This is a genomic window from Sphingomonas humi (genome assembly GCF_039536725.1).
In the GTDB taxonomy this organism is placed as follows: domain Bacteria; phylum Pseudomonadota; class Alphaproteobacteria; order Sphingomonadales; family Sphingomonadaceae; genus Sphingomicrobium; species Sphingomicrobium humi.
In genome coordinates this window covers 402,331-422,900 of the sequence record NZ_BAAAZD010000002.1, presented here as the reverse complement: position 1 = coordinate 422,900, position 20,570 = coordinate 402,331, and the positions used below count along the sequence as shown (strand labels likewise).

The following is a 20,570-nucleotide window of genomic DNA, read 5'->3' as shown; positions in this document are numbered from 1 at the left end:
TCGGTCACGGCTCCAGGAATTGCACGTCGCGCGGGAGGCGCCAGAAGCGCTGCCCGCCATCGAGGGTGAGCGTCTCGCCGGTGAGGGAGGGAGAGTCCACCAGGAATCGGATTGCCCGGAGGACGTCGGCAGGCTCGACCCCGCGGCCGAGCGGATTGAAGGCGTGCGTGGCCGCGAAATTTTCACCGCTCTGCCCTTCGGACAGGAGCATCAGCGCAGGCGCGATAGCGTTGACCCGGATGCCCTTTCCGCCGAGCGCCTGCGCGCTGAGCGTCGTCAACGCGGCCAGCGCGGCCTTGGAGAGGGTATAGCTCAGGAAATCGGGATTGGGCGCCGACAGCTTCGCATCGAGGATATTGACGACCAGCCGGTCCCCCTCGCCTGCCGCCGCAGCGGCGAACCGCGCGGTGAGGAGCGCCGGCGCAGCGACGTTGACCGCCATGTGCGCGGCGAGTTCCTGCGGGGAAAAGGCATCGAGACCGTCCACCGCGAACCGCGCGGCATTGTTGACCAGCAGCTTTGGCGGGGCCGGACAGGCGGCGAAGATCGCTTCGGCAGCGGCATTTCCGTCGGCAAGGTCGGCGGCGACCCGGATCGCTCCTTCGGGCACCTCGTCGCTTTCGCGCCGGACGTGGGCGACGAGCGTCCAGCCGTCGTGCAGCAGCCCTTCGGCAAGGACCCGCCCTACCCGCTTGCCAGCTCCGGTGACGATCGCAACCCTGCTCATGGCCAGCAGCTTTGCCGGTGCCCCCGTGGAGAGTCGAGGGGCGAGAAGGCGGTGTCGGCGGGGATCGCCCCCATGCACCTTGCGCAAACAGGTGGCTGGCTTATCTGCCAAGCCGATGCCGGAGACCCGCCCACCGCTGGAGCTTGCCGGGCGCAGCCTTGACGAGATTGCGGCGGCCGCCGTGATCCGTGGCGGACCGCCGGTCGATCGCTGGAACCCGACCCATTGCGGCCACAGCGGCATGCGCATCGACCGCGAGGGTCGCTGGTGGCACGAAGGCAAGAGGATCGAGCGCGAGGCGCTGGTGCGCCTGTTCGCATCCGTGCTGCGGCGCGAGGCCGATGGCAGCCACGTGCTCGTCACCCCGGTCGAGAAGCTCGACATCGAGGTCGAATTGGCGGCGCTGCGGATCATCGCCATGACCCATGAGGGCGACGGCAAGACGCGGCGCATCGCCTTCCAGGTCAGCGACGGAAGCGCGATCATTCTCGATGGCGGGCATCCCCTGCGCTTCGTCGATGGACTGCCGCTGGTGACCGTTCGCGGCGGGATCGAGGCGAGCCTCGAGCGGCCTGTCTGGTACGAGCTGGCCGAACTGGCCTTGGCCGACGACCCGCCCGGGGTGTGGAGCAGCGGCGTCTTTTTCCCCTTTCCCGCTTCGTGACCCTCGCCGACCGCTTGCGGGCCGCGCTCGAAGCGCCTGCACCGGGCGACCTGCTGCCCGGCGACCTGCTGGACGGCGAGGAAGGCGATGATGTCGCGGCGGCGGTCCTGGTCGCGATTACGCGGCGGCCGGAGCCTGGCGTGCTGCTGACCGTCCGGCGCGAGCATCTTCGCACCCATGCCGGGCAGGTCGCCTTTCCCGGTGGACGGGTCGACCCCGAAGACGCCGATATCGCCGCCGCCGCCTTGCGCGAGGCGGAGGAAGAGATCGGCCTCCCGCGCTCCGCGGTCACGGTATGGGGGATGGCGGACCCCTATCGCACCGTCACCGGCTACCGCGTCATCCCGGTGGTCGGCGAAGTCGATGCCGATCTGCCGCTGCTTGCCCACGAGCAGGAAGTGGCCGACCTGTTCGAGGCGCCGCTTGCGTTTCTGCTCGACCCCGCCAATCAGCGCCGCATGTCAGCCGACTTTCGCGGAGCGCGCCGCCATTATTACGAGATTGCCTGGGAAGGCCGCCGCATCTGGGGCGCGACTGCGGCCATGCTGGTGAACCTGACCCGGCGGCTTGGCGCATGATCGATGTGTCCGCGCTGCAGGCGCTGGTCGCACGGCCGGGCGTCGTCCAAGTTTTCAAGGCACTCGGGGACGGCCAGGCAAGGCTTGTCGGCGGCGCCGTTCGCGACGGGCTGCTGGGCGCGATGGTCGCAGACGTCGACGTCGCGACCCCGCTCAGCCCGTATGAGGTGATGCGCCGGTGCGGTGCGGCGGGGATCAGGACGATCCCGACTGGCATCGTGCACGGCACGGTGACCGCACTGAGCGCCGGCGAAACGCTGGAGATCACGACGCTGAGAGCCGACCTGACGACCGATGGCCGCCATGCGACCGTCGCTTTCACCGACAATTGGCGCGAGGATGCGGCGCGGCGCGATTTCACCATCAATGCGCTTTATTTCGATCCTTCCTCGGGCGAGGTGCACGACTATTTCGGCGGGCTTGCCGACCTGAAGGCAGGGCGCGTGCGGTTCATCGGCGAACCGTTGCAGCGCATCGCCGAGGATCACCTGCGTATCCTGCGCTTCTTTCGGTTCACCGCGCGGTTCGGTGCCGGTGTGGATGAGGCGGGCCTTGCCGCCTGCGCGGCGCGCGCGAACGACCTCATGGCCCTGTCGCGCGAACGCATCGCCGACGAATGGGTGAAGCTCCTCTCTCTTCCTGAACCGGTCGCCACGGTCGCGCTGATGCTCGAACATGGCCTGCTGGCCCCGGTGCTGCCCGAAATCACGGCGGAAGCGCCGGCGCGGCTCGCGGCGCTTGTCGAGGCGGAGCAGGCCGCAGGGCTGACGCCCCACCCGCTGCGGCGCTTCGCGGCGCTGTTGCCCGGCGATGCCACGCTTTGCGACAAGGTCGCGGCACGGCTGAAACTCAGCAACAAGGAGCGCAAGCGCCTGGGCCTGGCGGCGATCCCCTATGCCGGCGAGGTGCCGCGGGCACTGGCCTATCGCATCGGCGTGGCGGAAGCGCAGGATCGTCTGCTGCTTGCGGGAAGACTTGACGACGCTGCTGCCCTCGAGGGCTGGCAGGCCCCGCGCCTGCCGGTCGGCGGCGGGCAGCTGATCGAACGTGGCCTGGCCCCCGGCCCGACGGTCGCACGAACGCTCAAGACGATCGAAGAGGATTGGGTCGCGGAAGGCTTTCCCGGCGGCGAGCGGATCGATGAGCTGGTCAGTCAGGCCCTGGCGTCGGCCAGGGCATCCTGAAATAGATTTGCGAATGAGGGTGGGTTGGTGCCGGCCGCAGGCGGGCGTGCGGCCGGCACTTACCTTCTGAGCGACGGGGAAGCGTGGCTCAGTTCGCTCAGCCAGCGCTCAAGGGGGAAGCGCGCCGGCCAAGCGGGATGATCGCTAAATGCGGTGTTGAGCGCCGCAAAAACAGCTAGGCTAAGGGATGTACCAAAGCGGGCTGCTAGAGCCCGGCTTCGACAGCCAGTCGGATCAGGTCGGCGCTGGTCGGCACGCCGAGGCGTTCCATCAACAACGCGCGGTGCATCTTCACCGTCTTCTCGCTGATCTTGAGTTCCCACGCGATCTGCTTGTTGAGCAGGCCCTTGGCAATCAGTTCCAGCACCTGGCGCTGACGCGGCGGAAGGCCGTTCACCGCGATGATGGCGCGTTCGCGCCGGCCGCTGAAGACTGCCGTGCTTTCGGTGCCGAGCTCGACCTGGCTTCCCAGGAACCAGCTGAGTTCGCCGTTGGAATCGAACAAGGGGGTCACCAGCACCGCGTTGCGGAACGGCGAGCCATCCTTCTTGTAGTTGAGGATGTCGACCAGCACCGACTTGCGGTTGCGGACGCCCTCGCGGATCCGCTCGGTCAGCCAGGGCTCGGTCGCGATCCCGGACAGGAACCGGCAGTTGCGGCCGAGGATCTCACTTTCCGAATAACCGGTCAGCTCGCAGAAGGCCTCGTTCGCGACTTCCAGCGGATTGTCGCTTTTGCGAGGGTTGCTGAGCACGGTTGCGATGGGGCTGAACCCCACCGTTTCCACCAGACGTTCTTCATCGATCGAAGCCAGCATAGGCTCCTCCGTGCTTCCCCTGCCCATGAGGCACTACACCGCCGCTTGTCCGGTGGCGAGAACTTTGCAGGGCTCTTACCTGACGACCCAACGCACCAGATGGCGCTTTGGCAGATTTGTCCTGACCCGAATGCCATCGGACACCTGTCAGATGGCCGAATTTTCGTTTCAGTCCCGTATCTTGCCTATAAATAAGCACGGCCTGTCCGGGTTTCGACCGTTGCACAAACGCCACACCTGAGTGTGGATCCCCGGTCAGCTTTCGCTTGAGCGAAACTAATGGCCTGCTCTACAGGTTCGGGGCGCCATCAACACTAACTCTCGAGCGAGAAGGGGAAAGCATGCGCAAATACCTCCTGGCGGCCGTCGCAGCGGCTGCCATCACCTCGCCGGCACTAGCCCGCGATGGATCGGGCTATGTCGGCGTCGATCTTGGTGCTTTGCTGGTCGAAGACGTCAAGATTGACATCACCAACGGGGCCAATTCGTACCCGGACTACGCCATTGGCGATCACAAGTATGGCTATGACGTCGGCGTCAACGCCGGTTACGACTTCGGTGCAGTCCGCGCCGAAGCCGAAGTGGCCTACAAGCGCGCCAGCCACGACGACTACACCGTCAACGGTGTGGTTCTCGATGCCAGCGGCAAGTCGACCTCGCTGTCCGTCATGGGCAACCTGCTCCTCGACTTCGGCGCTGACGACAGCTGGCAGGGCTTTGTCGGCGGTGGCGTGGGCTTTGCCCGCACCCGCGTCCAGCTGCAGACTGCTACCCTTTCCGGCCGCAGCCTGAAGGACAGCGGTTTCGCATGGCAGCTGCTTGCCGGCGTGCGTTACCCGGTCAGCGACAACATCGACTTCGGCCTGAAGTATCGTTTCTTCAACCAGGACCTGTCGGACACGCTGAGCTTTGCTCCGGTGACGACTGTCGGCGGCAACGCCGAGACCCGGTTCCGGTCGCACTCGCTGCTCGCCAGCCTGAGCTTCAACTTCGGTGCGCCGCCGCCTCCGCCGCCGCCGCCGCCGCCGCCGCCGCCTCCCCCGCCGCCCCCGCCGCCCCCGCCGACGCAGACCTGCCCGGATGGTTCGGTGATCCTGGCGACGGACGCGTGCCCGGTGCCGCCGCCGCCGCCGCCGCCGCCGCCGGTTGCTCCGGTTCGCGGCTAAGCGCGAGGGCGCAGGTTCCTTCGGGAGCCTGCTTCCACGGCAAGGCTAAGGAAGACGGGGTGGAGCTTAGGCTCCGCCCCGTTTTTCTGTGCGCCACGCAGGTGGCAGAGGGCTTCGCGCGCCAGGACAAGCGCGCATGAAAAAGGGCGGAGCGCCGATCGCGCCCCGCCCTTCCTGATGTCTGTAGCGCTGTGGGCGCCCGTGCTTACGGGGCGCCGCGGGTCGGGCTGGTGTAGACCGACGCCGCCAGCTGGCGGTCAGGACGACCATCCCAGCCGTAGGGATCGCCGCGTGAGGCAAGCTTGCCGTCAGCCGCTTCCTGCGTGAGGTAGGTCAGGTAAATGGGCACGCCCTGCGGCAGCTTGACGAGGACGTCCGCGTCCTTGGTCGTCGGCGCGGCCGCGCTTCCGTAGAGCCAGCGATAGAAACGCTGCGCGTCCTCGAGCCGGATGCAGCCGTTGGACAGGTGGCGGTCGGGCTTCAGGAACTTCGTCTTGTCGAGTGTGTCGTGGAGGAAGATGTCCTGACCGCTCGGGAAAGGCACCTTGAGGCTGGCGAGGCTGTTGAGCGGCCCCGGACGCTGGCGCACGCGGACGAGCCCCGGATCCTTGGCAAGCTTGGCCCAGTCGACCTCGCCGCTCGGCACCACCGTGGCGTCGTTGGTCCAGTTGGTCATGACCTCGTAGCCGTTGCGCTTGAGATAGGCGTCGCCGCCCTTCAGCACGCCGGGCGCGACGATCTTCTTGGTGAGCGCCGGCGGGACCTCCCAATAGGGATTGAGGTAGGCGTAGTGGACGATGCTGGCGATCATGGGCGTCGGGGTTTCGGGGGTTCCGACGATGACCTTCATCCGATCGACTACTTGGCCGTTTTCGAACATGGTGAGCGACGCATTGCCAGTATCGACGAGCGCGAAGCGGCCGGTGGCGGGAAGAACGCGCGCCCGCTCCAGGTTCGACAGCAGGGCCGGATCGGCGGCGGTCACGCCGCTGGCGATCGCGGCATCGCGCAGCGAGCGATAGATGGGATTGACGTCGGCCATCCGGTCGAGCGTCGCGGCAAGATCGGTTCCGGCGCCCGTGGTCAGCAGGATCTGGTCGGGCCGGCTGTGCGGCGCGAGCATCTCATAGCCGTAGACCATGCCCTTGGGCGGGGTCCGCAGATATTGCATGTAGGCGACCCACGCCTTGCTGAGGCGGAGTTCCGCGGCGCAGGCGGCCTGGACATTCCCGGGCGTCGCAGCCGCAAGCGCCGCATCGACATCGGCAGCAAGCGCCGGACCAGCGGCAAAGCCGTCGATCGGAGCGCGGCGGAGGATCGCCGACAGCCGCCCGGCCGCCGCGCGGGTCGCTTCGTTGCGGAGCCAGATGGGGCTGTCGCTGCGCTGGAAATAAAAGAGTTCGACCGGATCGGTCGGGGCCACCCGTACGATCGGTGCAGGCGCCGGCACGGGCTTGGGCTTCTTGCGCGCCTCGGCAGCGCCGGGCACCGCCAAGAGCGCCATGATAGTCGTCGAAAGCAGGAGCTTGTTCACCCGGAGATCCCCGTTAACCAATGGTTTCGGAAGTCTTTTACCGGTGATGGACTGTCCGGCAAGTGAACCGTTGTCACAATCCGCCGCAAACGGGTCCTCAGCCTGCCGCTTCCTCCAGCACCGGGCCGATGCGGTCGATGGTATAGGGCTTTTCGAGCAGGGGTGCTTCGGCAAAGCTGGCGGGCGGCGGTTCGACATGGCCACCGCTGGCGATGACAAACGGAACGCCGCGGTCGCGCAGTGCCTGGGCGACCGGCCAGACCAGTTCGCCCTTCAGGTTCACGTCGAGGATGGCGAGATCGAAGCCGCCCCCCGCACATGCCTCGAGGGCATCGGAAAGATTATCGCAGCTGGCGTGGATGCGGTGACCCAGCGTTTCGAGGAAATCCTCCAGCATCATCGCGATCAGCGGTTCGTCTTCGACGACGAGAATGTTACGCCCCTTGCTCACACTGGCCGCAATCGCAGGTCGTAACGGGTAAGGCAATACTTATCAGCGGCTTGCAAGGATCCGGCTGGCGGCTTCGGAAAGTTGCTGCACGGAGAATGGCTTAGGCAGGAACGCGACATTTTCGAAGTCGATCGAGCGGCGCAGCTGTTCCTCGGCATAGCCCGACATGAAGAGGATCGGCAGGTCGGGACGGGTCTGGCGCGCCTCGCGGACCATGGTCGGGCCGTCCATGATCGGCATGACGACGTCGGTGATGAGGAGATCGATCGGATCGCCGCGCCCGACGATTTCGAGCGCTTCCTCGCCGTTGGACGCGGTCAGCACCGTATAGCCCTGCCGGGTGAGCGCGCGTTCGGCGACGGTGCGGACCATCGCCTCGTCCTCGACCAGCAGGACGGTGCCGGTGCCCCAGGTCTCTTCGGCCTTGGGCGGCGGAGCGACGGCGCGGACGGCGGCCGGGCGATCTTCCTGGTGGACCGGAAGATAGATGACGAAGCTGGTCCCCTCGCCAACCTTGCTGTCGGCGAAGATGAAGCCCCCCGACTGCTTGACGATGCCGTAGACGGTGGAGAGGCCAAGGCCGGTGCCCTTGCCCACTTCCTTGGTGGTGAAGAAGGGTTCGAAGATCTTGCCGAGCACCGACGGGGGGATGCCGCAGCCGGTGTCCGAGATGCTGAGCGCAGTATAGTCGGCGGTCGGCAGGATGTCGGAACCGAGTTCGGCCACCTGATCGGCGCGCACGGCATAAGTCTGAATGGTGAGCTTGCCCCCTCCGCTTCCGAGCATCGCGTCGCGGGCGTTGACGGCAAGGTTGACGATCACCTGTTCGAGCTGGCCCGGATCGGCGCGGACGGCCCCCAGTTCGCGGCCATGCTTGACCTGCAGCACCACGGTTTCGCCGAGCAGGCGTTTCAGAAGGTGGCTGACTTCGCTGACGACGTCGGGAAGCTGAAGCACCTGCGGGCGCAGCGTCTGCTGGCGTGAGAAGGCGAGCAGCTGGCGGGTCAGGCCCGCGGCGCGGTTGGAGTTCGACTTGATCTGCTGGATGTCGTCGTAGTCGCTGTCGCCCGGCGTGTGCCGCATCAGCATGAGGTCGCAATGGCCGATGATGGCGGTGAGGATGTTGTTGAAGTCGTGCGCGACGCCGCCGGCGAGCTGCCCCACCGCCTGCATCTTGGTCGCCTGCGCGACCTGGCGCTTGAGCTTGGCTTCCTCGCTATTGTCCTTGAGAAGGAGGAGGACGCTGGCTTCGCCAAGGTTGCGAAGCCCGGCGATTGTCAGCGCGACCGGTTCGGCCGGCTGGTGCGAGAGACGCACCGCAAGGTCGCCCGACATCGCCGGACCGCGACTGTTGCGGCGGACGGCATCGGCGACCGCGGCCTTGTCCTCCTTGACCACGAGATCGCTCGGAAAGGCGGGAAGCGCTGCCTCGCCGAGGGCGGCGGCGTTGCGGAAGGCGCGGTTGCTGGTGAGGAAGCGGCCATCGCGATCGACCAGCGCGAGACCGAGCGGAAGCAGGTCGAGCAGCGCCTGAAGGCTGGCAGGCTCGGACAGGCTGGGTGTTTCGCCAGTGGCGAACAGCAAGGCCAGTCCCGCGGGCACGCCGGAGCCGGGCTCGACCGGGACGTGCAGCAGGCGGAGCAGCGGGCCATCGGTCCCTTCGGCAGCGAGCCGCACCCTGCCCTCGCCGGCATTTTCGAGGAGACTGTCGAGGCGGACGCCGGCGTAGGATTCGAGGTCCGTGCGGCGCAGGAACAGGTGGTTGGCGGAGATGAGCGCGCCATCGCCATCGACGGCCGCGGCTAGGACGCCGGCCCCGCCAAGCAATTCACCCTCGATCCCCGCCATGCGCGAGGCCATCACGCCAAGCGGCGACTGGCGCGGGCGGGGAAAGCGCCACAGCAGCAGGTCGCGGCCCTGCCCGACCCGATCGATCGAGACCGAGAGCGGCTCGTCTGTGGAAGGCGACGCCGAAGCACAGCCCTGGCCGTCGCGATAGGCGAGCGCCTGCGCCTCCTGAAGCGCGGCGTCGGCCTCGCTTCCGAGGCCGAGCGCCAGGGGATGGGGAAGCTGCGGGAAGCGAAGTTGATAGGCGCGGTTGACGCTGAGCAGGCGGCCCTGGCTGTCAGTCAGCACCGCGGGATCGTTGCAGAGGTTGAGCCCGGCAGCGACCACCGCGAAATCGGGGATCGCCGCAACCGGACCGGCTTCCGCCACAAGCCGTGGAGCGCGCCTGAACCATCCGAGCAAGGCAGCGGCGACCGCGAGGATCGCGAGCGGCAATGCAGCCACCCACAAACCCGCGACCGCCGCGATCAAGGTCAGTCCGGAAAAAGTCGCCGCAAGCAGCAGCGGCACCAGCCACGGCTCGCCGCGAGGGACGGGTTGAGCGTCGATCGCGGCGAGCCTGGCGTGGAGCATCAGCCTACCATACGCGAACGCGCTGCTCGGGCGCCAGATAAAGCTTCTGGCCCGGCTGCACCTTGTAGGCCTGATACCAGGGGTCGAGGTTGCGAACGACCGAGACGCGCTGCTCAGACGGGCTGTGCGGATCGGTCAGGAGCCGCTGGCGGGCCGCCGCTTCGCGATACTTGGCCCGCCACACCTGGGCCCAGCCGAGATAGAAGCGCTGGTCGGCGGTGGTGCCGTCGATGACCGGTGCCTCGGCGCCATTCAGCGAGTGCTTGTAGGCGTCGTAGGCGACCGTGAGACCGGCGAGATCGCCGATATTCTCACCCAGCGTCAGCCGGCCGTTGACCTTGGTGCCCGGGAACGGTTCGTACGCGTCATACTGCGCCGCCAGCTTGTCGGTCGCAGCCTTGAACGCCGTCACGTCGGAGGGCGTCCACCAGTCGGCCAGGCGACCGGTCTCGTCATACTTGGAACCCTGGTCGTCGAAGTGGTGGCTTATCTCGTGGCCGATCACCGCACCGATGCCGCCATAATTGACCGCCGGATCGGCGTGCGGATCGAAGAAGGGCGGCTGGAGGATCGCGGCCGGGAAGACGATCTCGCTCATCGAGAAATTCGCATAAGCGTTGATCGTCATCGGGGTCATGCCCCATTCCCAACGGTAGATCGGCTTGCCGAGCTTGTTGAGATTGTAGGCACGCTCGAACCGGCGCGAGCGAAGCGCATTGCCGAAGGCGTCGTCGCCCGCGACTTCGAGGCCGCTCATGTCGCGCCACTGGTCGGGGAAGCCGATCTTGGTGGTGAAGTTGGCAAGCTTGGCGCGGGCGCGCTGCTTGGTTTCGGGGGCCATCCAGGTCAGACCGTCGATGCGGCGGCCCATGGCCTGGACGACATTCTTCACCAGCTCGTCGGCGGCCGCCTTGGTTTCCGGCGGGAAGTAACGCTCGACATAAAGCTTGCTGACGTCGTCCTGGAGCGTGCCGACGGTGAAATCGACGCCGCGCTTCCAGCGGGCTTCCTGCTGCGGCGTGCCGTTCAGCGTGGTGCCGTAGAAAGCGAACTGCTCGCGATCGAATTGGCTCGGCAGGACGGAGGCGAAGCTGTTGAGCGAGCGGACCATCAGCTGGTCGCGAAGAACGCCGAGGGGGGCGCTTGCGAGGAGCTTGGCGGTACCGGTCAGCGCGCTCGGCTGCGAGACGAGCAGCGTGTCGACGTTGGTGACGCCGAGGTCGCGGAACATGCGTGCGAAGTCGAAGCCGGGAGCGGACTTCTTGAGGTCAGCAAGCGTCAGCTTGTTGTAGGTCTTGGTCGCGTCGCGGCTGTCGACCCGGGTCCAGTGGACCTTGGCGATCTCCGTCTCGAAGGCGAGCAGCGCCTGGGCCCGGGCGGCGGCGTTCGGTTCACCCGCCAGCGTCAGCATGTTGGTGAGGTGCTGCAAGTACTTGGCGCGAATTTCGGTCAGCCGCGCGTCGTTCGACAGATAATAGTCGCGGTCGGGCATCCCGAGGCCGCTCTGCGACAGGCCGAAGATGTAAGCGTCGGGATTCTTGCTGTCCTGGCGGACGCCGCTCGAGAAGGGCAGTCCGACGCCGTTCTTGTAAGCTTCGGCATAGAGCGAGGGAAGCGCGGCGCGGCTGTTCAGGGCCTTGATCTGGTTGAGCCACGGCGTGATGGGCGCAAGGCCCTTGGCGTCGATCGCGGCCTGGTCGGTGAAGCTGGCATAGACGGCGCCGATGCGGCTGTTGGGATCCTTGGCGGACTCCTCGATCAGCGTACGGGTGCGCTGCTTGGAAAGATCGTCGAGGACGGTGAACATGCCGTAGCCGCTCTTGTCGGCGGGGATGGCGGTGTTCCGGAGCCAGGTGCCGTTGGCATATTCGAAGAAATTGTCGCCCGGCTGCACGGCGGCATCCATGCCGGCGGCATCGAAGCCATAGGTGCCAAGCTCGGGCTTGGGCGCGGGGGCGGCGGCGTGCGTCATGGGGACGTTCGCGACCGGAGCGGCATCGGTCGCCGCAACCCGGTCGTCAGTCGTCGCGCAGCCGGCCAGAATGGTCGAGGCTGCAAGGCAGATCATCAATCGATTCATGAAGTTAGGCTTCCTGTTCACGGATTGCGGCGGAAAAGCTCCGGTCGCGCGCGCCTGCGCCACTTCGCGCCGATCCACCAGCGCCAGACGACAATCGACACTGCATATCCGACGAACGCACAGGCAAGGGCGATCAGGAACAGCCCGCTGACCATTGCCGGGGCCGCATCGCTGAGCAGCCACTGGATCCAGCGACCGGCCCCGGCACCGCTGGCGTAGAGCTGGTCGAAAGCCGCGAGATCGGCATGAAAGCCGAGCTTGTTGCCGAGTGCGATGGCGGCGATCAGGAAGAAGGGCGTGGTCGCGGGATTGCTGAGAAAGGTCATCGCCGCTGCGATCGGGATATTGCCCCGAAGCGGAATGCAAAGCGCCGCCGCGCCAACGATCTGAAGCCCGGGCACCATCAGGAAGATGCCGACGAACAACCCGGCGGCGACCCCCCGCGGGACCGAGCGGCGGGTGAAGCGCCACAGGTCGGACTGGCGGACGCGCTTGCCGAACGGCTTCAGCCAGCGGCTCGCCAGCACCTCCTCGCGCGATGGCGTGGCCTTGTCGGCCAGGCGGCGGAAGAAGGAGGGCTGCTGCACCTCAGCCGCGATCCTTGAGCAGTCGCTGCTGCTCGCGTTTCCAGTCACGCTCCTTGATCGTCTCGCGCTTGTCGTGGACCTTCTTGCCGCGGGCGAGGGCCAGTTCGACCTTCGCCTTCCCCTTGCCATTGAAGTAGATGGAGAGCGGGACGAGCGTCAGGCCCTGGCGATTGATGGCGCCCATCAGCCGCCCGATCTCGCGCTTCTTGAGCAGCAGCCGGCGCTTGCGGCGCGGCTCGTGGTTCATCCAGCTGCCGTTTTTATATTCGGGAATGTGGCTGTTGATGAGGACCACTTCCTCATCCTCGACCGTGGCATAGCTTTCCGCGATCGAGCCTTCGCCGTTGCGAAGCGCCTTCACCTCAGTGCCCTGCAGCGCGATCCCCGCTTCGAACCGGTCCTCGACGAAATAGTCGAAGCGGGCGCGCCGGTTTTCGGCCACGACCTTCTTCTTTTCAAATTCAGGTGAGGGGGGCGCGGATTTGGACATGGGCTTCGAGCGAGCACTTAGGCGCTGTGGGGTCCATGCGAAAGTGACCTCGGGCCAAAGGAGTCGGTTTAATTGACAGATAACCATCGCCGTTAAGGAATAAAGCGCGGAACACGGCCATTGGCACGGCCGTTGCTTAACCAATGTCGATGAAACTCAGGACTGCAGCGCAGCGGCTTGGCCGCCTGTTCGTGATCAAGACGCGTTGGGAGGCGTGGGCCGTGACCTGGGCGATCGCGCTCGGCGCCGCCGAGCGGGGCAAGCATTACCTCGCCATCTATCCGGGCGCGATCGGGTGGATGTTCTTCGCCATCTGCTGTGCAGTGGTATTCGTCGCCGGCGCCAAGCTGCTCGACGCGACTCGCCTCGAGCCCGAGCTGGCGCGGGTCCGCCGCCCTGCCCTCGTCCGAGCGTCGTCACGCCGGCTGCGTCAGCCGCTCAGTCGTAATCGACCCACAGCGTCCCGTCCGGGCGCCGGTTCAGGGTCACGGTCTTCACGTCACACAGATTGACCGAGGTCCAGGTGGCCTGGGTCCCGTTCAGCCGGGCGCGAAGGTCGAAGGCGCACAGGAAACCGCCGGGCGACGGCATGTCCGCGCGGCCATTGGCAGCCACCGTCCCGGAGCCGAGCGCGCGCCAGGCGCTGCTCCCGTCCGACGGGCGGATCGACAGATTTTCGAGAGTGACGCCAGCCCGGTTGACCAGCGTGAACGGTCCCGGCGTGCTGAGCGCAAAGGCAAGCAGGAGTGCGACCCCGACCATCCCTGCCTTGTAGCAGAAAACGGCCGGGTTCGCGAGCGATCAGGCAGCGCTCTTGAGGCCTCCGGTCCCGTGACGGAACAGCGGCGCGGCGGCGCCGCGCGAATAGCTTTCGGACAAGGGCAAGGCAGTTCCGCAGAAGCCGCATTCGGCCAGCATGCGTCCGATCAGCCAGTGCGTGCGACCGCAGCCGGGGCAATGGTTTACCGCATTTTCGCGGTACACCGCGTGGTAGCCGCGAAGGGCCGGATTGTAGCTTTTCATCGTCGTAATGCTCGAAGTCAGCATGGGCTGTCCCCTCGCTCCAGTGATTAGGTTCAGGTCAGTAACGAGCGGCGAGTCGTTCGGTTTCAGCGACGATCTGCTTTCACCGCGTTCGTGTCACCCATCTGCAACGCCTTGTGCCGGGGCGGGACGAATGTGGATATTAACCCTTCCTCCATTTTTCGCCCGCACACCAAGCGTCGAACAGTGCCACTCGTTTGCGTTTGTGGAGCCGAAACGATGGAGTCGAACCAGCGCTATTACGCCCGTCGCGCCGCCGAAGAGCGGATGGCCGCAGCGCGTGCGATCACCACCGCGGCCCGTGAATGGCATGCCAAGCTTGCGCACCAGTTCGCCGCCCGTGCGGCCGACTGCGAGACTAATCTCACCGCTTCGGCCGCCTGAAACAGGCATCGTTTCGGACCGCTATCGGTCCGCCATGGCGTTGGTTCGCCTGCTCTGACATAGTGGCCGCATGTTGAGCCTGCTTCTCGCTGCCTCCGCCGCCGTACAGCCCGCGCCCGTCACGGCGCCGACGCCCGCCCCGATGATGATCTTCTTCGACAGCGGCGGGAAGGAAATCCGCAAGGAATGGGAGCCTGTGCTCGACGAAGCGGCGAAGGCCGCGGCGGCGGGGTCGCGGCTGAGGATCGTAGGCCATAGCGATCGTTCGGGAAGCGCCTCGGGCAACCGCCGCACGTCGCTCGAGCGGGCGCGCGTGGTCGCCGACGCCCTTGTCGCTCGCGGCGTCGCGGTGGCCACGCTGACGGTCGAGGGCCAAGGCGAGGACAACCCCTTCCTCCCCACTGCCGACGGGGTGCGCGAAATCCAGAACCGCCGGGTGGATATCAGCCCCGATCGTTGAAATCGACGCAACCCGCCCGCCCTTTTTGCCGTTCGCAACGGCAGGGAAGCAACAAGGTGGGAGTGCATGATTCATGCGCAAATACAATTACGCCTGGCTGACGTTGGGGTTCTTCCTGGTCAGCCTGATCCTTCACTGGTGGTTCGGGTACCAGGCCGCGGCAGATGACGCGAAGAGCCACGGCGAGGCGCTTCAGACCTCGGCCTATCTCCACGAGATGCTGCGCGACACCTTTGAAAACTGGCAGTCCGATTTCCTGCAGTTGCTTTGGCAGGTCGTTGGCCTGGCCTATTTTCTCTACGTCGGATCGCCTTCGTCGAAGGAAGGCGGCGACCGGCTCGAAGCGAAGGTCGATGCGATGATGCGCATGATCGGCGGCGAGAAGGCGCAGGAAGTAATCGCCAAGCTCGACCAGCACTATTTGCGGGGTGGCGGCCATGCCAAGCCGCACGGTCATGACGCGCCATTCATCCGCGACATCGGGCTGAACGTCGCGCCCAGGAGGTAGGAGTGACATTCCGCTTGCCCCGCCGCACAAGCGGGCGAGCGGAATGGACAGCACGGCACCCCAGCATTTCGACGTCCTGATCGTCGGCGCCGGCCTGTCGGGCATCGGCACGGCCTGGCACCTGCAGCGCTATTGTCCGGAGCGGACTTTCGCGCTGGTCGAGATGCGGGCGGCGATCGGCGGAACGTGGGACCTGTTTCGTTATCCCGGCATCCGCTCCGACAGCGACATGTATACGCTCGGCTACAGTTTCGAGCCGTGGACCGACGAGAGGTCGATTGCGGACGGGGCGACGATCCTCGCCTATCTGAACCGGGTCGCGGACAAATATGCGATCCGCCCGCACATCCGCTTCGGGCACAAGGTCGTCAGCGCGGATTTCGACCGGGCGACGGCACGCTGGACGGTGACGCTGGAGACGGCGGCGGGACGGCAGGTCATGACCTGCCGCTGGCTGCACATGGGCACCGGTTATTACGATTATGACGAGGCCCACCTGCCCCGCTTTGCAGGACAGGAGGAGTTTGCCGGCGCCTTCTTCCATGCGCAATTCTGGCCGGAAGACCTGCAGTATCGCGGCAAGCGTGTGGTCGTCATCGGCAGCGGCGCGACCGCGATGACTTTGGTCCCGGAACTCGCGAAGCGCGGTGCCGCGCACGTCACCCTGCTGCAGCGATCGCCGACCTACGTCATGAGCCTGCCGGCCGTGGACAAGGTCGCCAATGCGCTTCGGCGGGCGCTTGGCCCGAAACTTGTGTACCGCGTCATCCGTGCCCGCAGCGTGTTGTTCCAGCAGCTGTTCTTCCAGCTTGCGCGGCGGCGGCCGCTGCTGGTCCGGAAGATGATCCGCAAGGGCGTGATGAAGGCGCTTCCGCCCGATTACGAGGTCGAGACGCACTTCAACCCTGCCTACGATCCGTGGGATCAGCGGCTCTGCCTGGTGCCCGATGCCGACCTGTTCACCGCGATCCGGTCGGGAAGGGCTGAAATGGTGACCGACGAAATCGAGCGCTTCACCCCCCAGGGAATTCGCCTGAAGAGCGGCCGGGATCTGCCCGCGGACATCGTCGTGGCTGCGACGGGACTGAAGGTGAAGCTGCTGGCGGACGTCGCCTTCAGCATCGATGGGCGGGCGGTGCGCCTCAACGGGAAGATGACCTACAAGGGGATGATGTTCGCCGACGTGCCGAACCTCAGCTACAGCTTCGGTTACACCAACGCGTCGTGGACGCTGAAGGCCGATCTTACTTCCTTCTACCTTTGCCGGCTGCTCAATCGACTGGCGGCGACGGGACAGACGACCGCCGTCGCCAAGCCCGACGCGGAGGTGAAGCCGGTTGCGTTTCTCGATTTCAGCTCGGGCTACGTGCAGCGCGCCAAGGACGTCCTGCCCACGCAAGGCGATCGCGCCCCGTGGAAGCTGCACCAGAATTATGCGCTCGATCTCGCGGCTCTCAAATATGGCAGACTCGAGGACGGGGCGATGCGCTTTTCGGGGGCGGCGGGGCGTGAGCCGCCCTCCCCTGCGCTTGCGGGAGGAATGTCATGAACCTGTGCGAGCGCGTGGCGGTGGTGACGGGCGCGGCGAGCGGAATCGGCCGGGGGATCACGCTCGCCCTCGCCCGCCGCAGCTGCCACCTGGCGATCGCCGACGTCGATGCGGCAGGCCTCGCCGAGACGGCGGCGCTGCTGAAGGGCGTCCATGTCACGACGCACGTGCTCAACGTGACGGACCGTGAGGCCTGCCTTGCGCTGCCGGCCGCGGTGCTTGCGGGTCATGGACGCGTCGATCTCCTAGTCAACAATGCCGGGGTCGCGATCGGCGGCACCTTCGAGCAGGTCGACGAGGCTGATTTCGACTGGCTGATGCAGGTCAACTTTCACGCCGTGGTGCGGCTGACCCGCGCTTTCCTGCCCCACCTCAAGCAGAGCGACAAGGCGCGGATCGTCAATATGTCGAGCCTGTTCGGACTGATCGCCCCGCCCGGACAGAGCGCCTATTGTGCCGCCAAGTTCGCGGTGCGCGGCTTTTCGGAATCGCTTCGCCGCGAGCTCGAGGAAGCTCGGTCGAGCGTCGGGGTCAGTATCGTTCATCCCGGCGGCGTCGCCACCAGCATCGCCCGCAACGCCCGCCCGCCGCGGTATATCAGCAGCGAGGAGGCGAAGGCGATGCTGGCGGACAAGGCGCGGTTCGAGAAGCTCCTCAGCCTGTCGCCGTTCGACGCCGGCGAGATCATCGTCAGCGGCATCGAGAAAGAGCGCGCCCGCATCCTCGTCGGCAAGGACGCGCGCATCGCGGCGCTGATCGAGCGGATCGCGCCGGTCGGCTACTGGTCGCTGCTCAAGCGGAGCATGCGCTGAGCGCGCACGGTTGAAGGAGCAGGCAAAGCGGGCCACATGGGCGCCATGCTGATCACCACCGAACTGACCCCCAACCCGTCGACCCGCAAGTTCCTGCCCGGCAAGCCGGTGATGGAAGCCGGGAGCCGCGACTTTCCCGATGCGCAGAGTGCCGAGGCGAGCCCGCTCGCCGCTGCCCTGTTCCAGACGGGCGAAGTTGAAGGCGTGTTCTTCGGGCGCGACTTCGTATCGGTGACGGCGGCACCCGACGTCGACTGGGCCGGGCTCGACATCGACGTGGTGCAGATCCTGCTCGACCATTTCGTCTCGGGCGCGCCGCTGTTCGCAGCGGGAAGCGCGGGCGGCATCCACGTCGCGGCGGACGACGAGGCGGGATATGATGACGATCCGGCCGACGCCGAGATCGTTTCGCAAATCAAGGAGCTGCTCGAGACGCGGGTGCGGCCGGCGGTCGCGCAGGACGGCGGCGACATCGTCTATCGCGGCTACAAGGCGGGGACCCTGTTCCTTGCGATGCAGGGCGCCTGTGCCGGTTGCCCCAGTTCAGCCATCACGCTGAAGCGCGGTGTCGAGAACCTCATCAAGCATTACGTGCCCGAGGTCGAGACGGTCGAGGCCGTCTAGGGATTTCGCGGCCTTCGGGTTTTGAGAGCGTGCCGACCGGGGTGAAGCCGATCCCCGAGTGACGGGCGGGCGAAGCCGAATTCTCCAACCCGTGACGAAGAGGTTGCGTCGTCGCCGCGCTCCTCGCAATGACGGTGGTGCACAGTCACGAGGTCGCTCATGCCGCAAGCCTATATCGTTGCCGCCGCCCGCACCGCCGGGGGCAAGAGGGGCGGAGCGCTGAAGGACTGGCACCCGGCCGACCTTGGCGCGAAGGTGCTCGACAGCCTCGTCGAACGCACCGGAATCGACCCTGCCGCGGTCGAAGACGTCATCGCCGGCTGCGTTGGCCAGATCGGCGAGCAGAGTTTCCACATCGGCCGCAACATGGTCCTCGCCTCCTCGCTGCCCGACAGCGTGCCGGCGGTGTCGATCGACCGCCAGTGCGGTTCCTCGCAGCAGTCGGTCCACTTCGCGGCGCAGGCGGTGATGAGCGGGACGCAGGATGTGGTCATCGCCGCGGGCGTCGAGAGCATGACCCGGGTGCCGATGGGCCTCCCGGTGCTGTTGCCGCTGCAGGCGGGTATCGGAATCGGTCCCTGGCCGCAGTCGATCAAGGACCGCTACGGCGTCACTGAATTCAGCCAGTTCACCGGCGCCGAGATGATCGCGCACAATTACCAGATGACCCGCGGTGAGTTGGACGCCTTTGCGCTCGAAAGCCACCGCCGCGCGGCGGCGGCCACCGAACGCGGCGACTTTGCGGACGAGATCGTGCCCCTGACCATCGTCGATGCCGATGGCAACGAGCAGCAGCATGTCCGCGACGAAGGCATCCGCTACGATGCGTCGCTCGAAGGACTGGGCGCGCTCAAGACGCTCAAGCCCGATGGCGTGATCACCGCCGGCAACGCCAGCCAGATCTGCGACGGCGCGAGCGGCGTGATGGTCGTCAGCGAACGCGCGCTCAAGGAGCATGGCCTGACCCCGCTCGCCCGGATCGATCATCTGACGGTCACCGGCGGCGACCCGGTGATCATGCTGATGGAGCCAATCCCCGCCACCCGCCGAGCGCTGGAGCGTTCGGGCCGGCGGATCGAGGATATCGACCTGTACGAGGTGAATGAGGCCTTTGCGCCGGTCCCGCTGGCCTGGCTGCGCGAAATTGGCGGCGATCCTGAGCGAATGAACGTCAATGGCGGCGCGATCAGCCTTGGCCATCCGCTGGGCGCCAGCGGCACCAAGCTCATGGCGACGCTGGTCCATGCGCTTCGCAAGCGCGGCAAGCGCTTCGGCCTGCAGACCATGTGCGAGGGCGGCGGCATTGCCAACGTGACCATCGTCGAGGCGCTGTAACTGGACCGCTTCGACGTTCTCATCGTCGGCACCGGCCACGCGGGCGTGTCCGCGGCGGTGCATCTGCGGCAGGCGGGATTTGCCGGCAGTATTGCCCTGCTGGGTGAGGAGAACGAGCTTCCCTACGAGCGGCCGCCGCTCAGCAAGGACTATCTCGCGGGAGCACGCGAACGCGAAAGCTTCCGTTTCCGCCCTGCAGCCTTCTGGGCGGAGAAAGGCATTGCGCTGATCGCTGGCGAGCGGGTCGTGGCGGTCGATCCGGCGGCTCACGAGGTGCTTTGCGCGTCTGGTCGTCCCATCACTTATGGCGATCTGGTATGGTGTGCCGGCGGGCGGGCGCGGCGGCTTTCGGGTGCGCATGCGATCCGCACGCTTTCCGATGTCGATCGGCTGAAGGAACAGCTGGAAAGCGCCAGTCGCGTGCTGGTGATCGGCGGCGGCTGGATCGGGCTCGAGGCGGCGGCCGCGCTGACCAAGCTCGGCAAGTCCGTCACCCTGTCCGAGCGCGAGCCGCGCCTGCTTGCCCGCTGTTCGGGGCGCGCTTTGTCCGATTTCCTCAAGGACGAGCACGAGCGGCACGGGGTCGAGGTGTTCGTGGGCAGCCCGTCCCCCGACCCTGCCGGGTTCGACCTGATAATCGCCGGCATCGGCATCGAGCCGGAAACCGTGCCGCTCCTCGAGGCTGGGGCCGAGGGCGGTGACGGCGTGCTGGTGGACGAACTTGGCCGCACGTCCCTGCCCCACGTCTGGGCAGCGGGGGATGTGGCGCTGCACCGCAATCGCTTCGGCCCCGATCGCCCGATCCGCATCGAGAGCGTCCAGCATGCGACCGACCATGCCGCCACCGTCGCCCGCGCAATCGCCGGCGCCCCCAAGTCGTACGGCGCGATGCCTTGGTTCTGGTCCAACCAATATGCGCTCAAGCTTCAGACGGTTGGCCTCAGCCACGACCATGACGAGGAACTGGTGCGGGGCGACCCTGCGTCGGGAAGCTTCAGCGTCCTTTATCGCCGACAGGGCAAGGTGATTGCCCTCGACTGCGTCAACATGGTGCGCGACTATGTCCAGGGGCGGCTGCTGATCGAGCGCGATACCGTGGTTGCGGCGAAGGTGCTGACCGATCCGGGCCGGCCGCTCAAGAGCCTGGTGGAGTGA

The 20,570-nt window shown here is 66.5% G+C and carries 22 protein-coding genes; 12 read left to right on the top strand and 10 right to left on the bottom strand.

Going from position 1 to position 20,570, the window contains the following annotated elements:
• Positions 1 to 4 precede the first annotated feature (4 nt).
• Positions 5 to 727: an SDR family oxidoreductase gene (locus tag ABD729_RS09950; RefSeq protein WP_344710088.1), complete on the bottom strand. Its 723-nt coding sequence runs from the start codon at positions 725 to 727 to the stop codon at positions 5 to 7.
• A 115-nt stretch (positions 728 to 842) separates the two neighbouring features.
• Between ABD729_RS09950 and ABD729_RS09945 the strand changes: the two genes are divergently transcribed.
• The 3 genes from ABD729_RS09945 to ABD729_RS09935 are packed head-to-tail and all read left to right on the top strand — an operon-like array spanning position 843 to position 3,153.
• Complete coding sequence (locus ABD729_RS09945; protein ID WP_344710087.1) at positions 843 to 1,391, top strand: DUF1285 domain-containing protein; 549 nt, start codon at positions 843 to 845, stop codon at positions 1,389 to 1,391.
• The gene (locus ABD729_RS09940) at positions 1,388 to 1,969 is read left to right on the top strand and encodes a CoA pyrophosphatase (RefSeq protein WP_344710086.1); all 582 of its coding nucleotides are present in this window, start codon (positions 1,388 to 1,390) and stop codon (positions 1,967 to 1,969) included. Before ABD729_RS09945 ends, ABD729_RS09940 begins: the two co-directional genes overlap by 4 nt.
• Positions 1,966 to 3,153 carry a CCA tRNA nucleotidyltransferase gene (locus ABD729_RS09935; protein ID WP_344710085.1) on the top strand — a complete coding sequence of 396 codons (1,188 nt, stop codon included), beginning with the start codon at positions 1,966 to 1,968 and terminating at the stop codon, positions 3,151 to 3,153. The genes ABD729_RS09940 and ABD729_RS09935 overlap by 4 nt, the downstream gene beginning before the upstream one ends.
• Before the next feature lie 205 nt (positions 3,154 to 3,358).
• Here the strand turns inward: ABD729_RS09935 and ABD729_RS09930 are convergent, their stop codons facing one another.
• Entirely contained in the window at positions 3,359 to 3,970 is a 612-nt protein-coding gene (locus ABD729_RS09930) for a LuxR C-terminal-related transcriptional regulator (RefSeq protein WP_344710084.1), read from the bottom strand.
• A gap of 341 nt (positions 3,971 to 4,311) precedes the next feature.
• Between ABD729_RS09930 and ABD729_RS09925 the strand changes: the two genes are divergently transcribed.
• Positions 4,312 to 5,136, top strand: coding sequence for an outer membrane protein (locus tag ABD729_RS09925; protein WP_344710083.1), 825 nt, complete (start codon positions 4,312 to 4,314; stop codon positions 5,134 to 5,136).
• A gap of 205 nt (positions 5,137 to 5,341) precedes the next feature.
• On the opposite strand, the gene ABD729_RS09920 is transcribed toward ABD729_RS09925, so the two are convergent.
• From ABD729_RS09920 to ABD729_RS09885, 8 genes are all read right to left on the bottom strand, one after another.
• Positions 5,342 to 6,670, bottom strand: a complete 1,329-nt coding sequence (locus tag ABD729_RS09920; protein WP_344710082.1) for a L,D-transpeptidase family protein — start codon at positions 6,668 to 6,670, stop codon at positions 5,342 to 5,344.
• Positions 6,671 to 6,767: 97 nt separating this feature from the next.
• Positions 6,768 to 7,121, bottom strand: a complete 354-nt coding sequence (locus ABD729_RS09915) for a response regulator (protein ID WP_344710081.1) — start codon at positions 7,119 to 7,121, stop codon at positions 6,768 to 6,770.
• 42 nt (positions 7,122 to 7,163) lie between these two features.
• Positions 7,164 to 9,542, bottom strand: coding sequence for a response regulator (locus ABD729_RS09910; RefSeq protein WP_344710080.1), 2,379 nt, complete (start codon positions 9,540 to 9,542; stop codon positions 7,164 to 7,166).
• 4 nt (positions 9,543 to 9,546) lie between these two features.
• Positions 9,547 to 11,622, bottom strand: a complete 2,076-nt coding sequence (locus tag ABD729_RS09905) for a M13-type metalloendopeptidase (RefSeq protein WP_344710079.1) — start codon at positions 11,620 to 11,622, stop codon at positions 9,547 to 9,549.
• 17 nt (positions 11,623 to 11,639) lie between these two features.
• Positions 11,640 to 12,209: a DUF2062 domain-containing protein gene (locus tag ABD729_RS09900; RefSeq protein WP_344710078.1), complete on the bottom strand. Its 570-nt coding sequence runs from the start codon at positions 12,207 to 12,209 to the stop codon at positions 11,640 to 11,642.
• Between the two features lies 1 nt (position 12,210).
• Positions 12,211 to 12,699 (bottom strand): SsrA-binding protein SmpB, encoded by a 489-nt coding sequence (gene smpB / locus ABD729_RS09895; protein ID WP_344710077.1) that lies wholly within the window; start codon positions 12,697 to 12,699, stop codon positions 12,211 to 12,213.
• A gap of 438 nt (positions 12,700 to 13,137) precedes the next feature.
• Entirely contained in the window at positions 13,138 to 13,461 is a 324-nt protein-coding gene (locus ABD729_RS09890) for a hypothetical protein (protein WP_344710076.1), read from the bottom strand.
• 39 nt (positions 13,462 to 13,500) lie between these two features.
• Positions 13,501 to 13,746, bottom strand: coding sequence for a hypothetical protein (locus ABD729_RS09885; protein WP_344710075.1), 246 nt, complete (start codon positions 13,744 to 13,746; stop codon positions 13,501 to 13,503).
• Positions 13,747 to 13,962: 216 nt separating this feature from the next.
• Between ABD729_RS09885 and ABD729_RS09880 the strand changes: the two genes are divergently transcribed.
• From ABD729_RS09880 to ABD729_RS09845, 8 genes are all read left to right on the top strand, one after another.
• Positions 13,963 to 14,127 (top strand): hypothetical protein, encoded by a 165-nt coding sequence (locus ABD729_RS09880; RefSeq protein WP_344710074.1) that lies wholly within the window; start codon positions 13,963 to 13,965, stop codon positions 14,125 to 14,127.
• Positions 14,128 to 14,197: 70 nt separating this feature from the next.
• Positions 14,198 to 14,587 (top strand): OmpA family protein, encoded by a 390-nt coding sequence (locus ABD729_RS09875; protein ID WP_344710073.1) that lies wholly within the window; start codon positions 14,198 to 14,200, stop codon positions 14,585 to 14,587.
• A gap of 73 nt (positions 14,588 to 14,660) precedes the next feature.
• Positions 14,661 to 15,095 carry a DUF6766 family protein gene (locus ABD729_RS09870; RefSeq protein WP_344710072.1) on the top strand — a complete coding sequence of 145 codons (435 nt, stop codon included), beginning with the start codon at positions 14,661 to 14,663 and terminating at the stop codon, positions 15,093 to 15,095.
• Positions 15,096 to 15,138: 43 nt separating this feature from the next.
• On the top strand, positions 15,139 to 16,644 hold the full coding sequence (locus ABD729_RS09865; protein WP_344710071.1) for a flavin-containing monooxygenase: 1,506 nt from the start codon (positions 15,139 to 15,141) through the stop codon (positions 16,642 to 16,644).
• A complete protein-coding gene (locus tag ABD729_RS09860; protein ID WP_344710070.1) occupies positions 16,641 to 17,456 on the top strand; it encodes an SDR family NAD(P)-dependent oxidoreductase in 816 nt (271 codons plus the stop codon). Before ABD729_RS09865 ends, ABD729_RS09860 begins: the two co-directional genes overlap by 4 nt.
• A 45-nt stretch (positions 17,457 to 17,501) precedes the next feature.
• On the top strand, positions 17,502 to 18,080 hold the full coding sequence (locus tag ABD729_RS09855) for a NifU family protein (protein WP_344710069.1): 579 nt from the start codon (positions 17,502 to 17,504) through the stop codon (positions 18,078 to 18,080).
• A gap of 159 nt (positions 18,081 to 18,239) precedes the next feature.
• Positions 18,240 to 19,415, top strand: coding sequence for an acetyl-CoA C-acetyltransferase (locus ABD729_RS09850; RefSeq protein ID WP_344710068.1), 1,176 nt, complete (start codon positions 18,240 to 18,242; stop codon positions 19,413 to 19,415).
• Complete coding sequence (locus tag ABD729_RS09845; RefSeq protein WP_344711403.1) at positions 19,416 to 20,570, top strand: NAD(P)/FAD-dependent oxidoreductase; 1,155 nt, start codon at positions 19,416 to 19,418, stop codon at positions 20,568 to 20,570.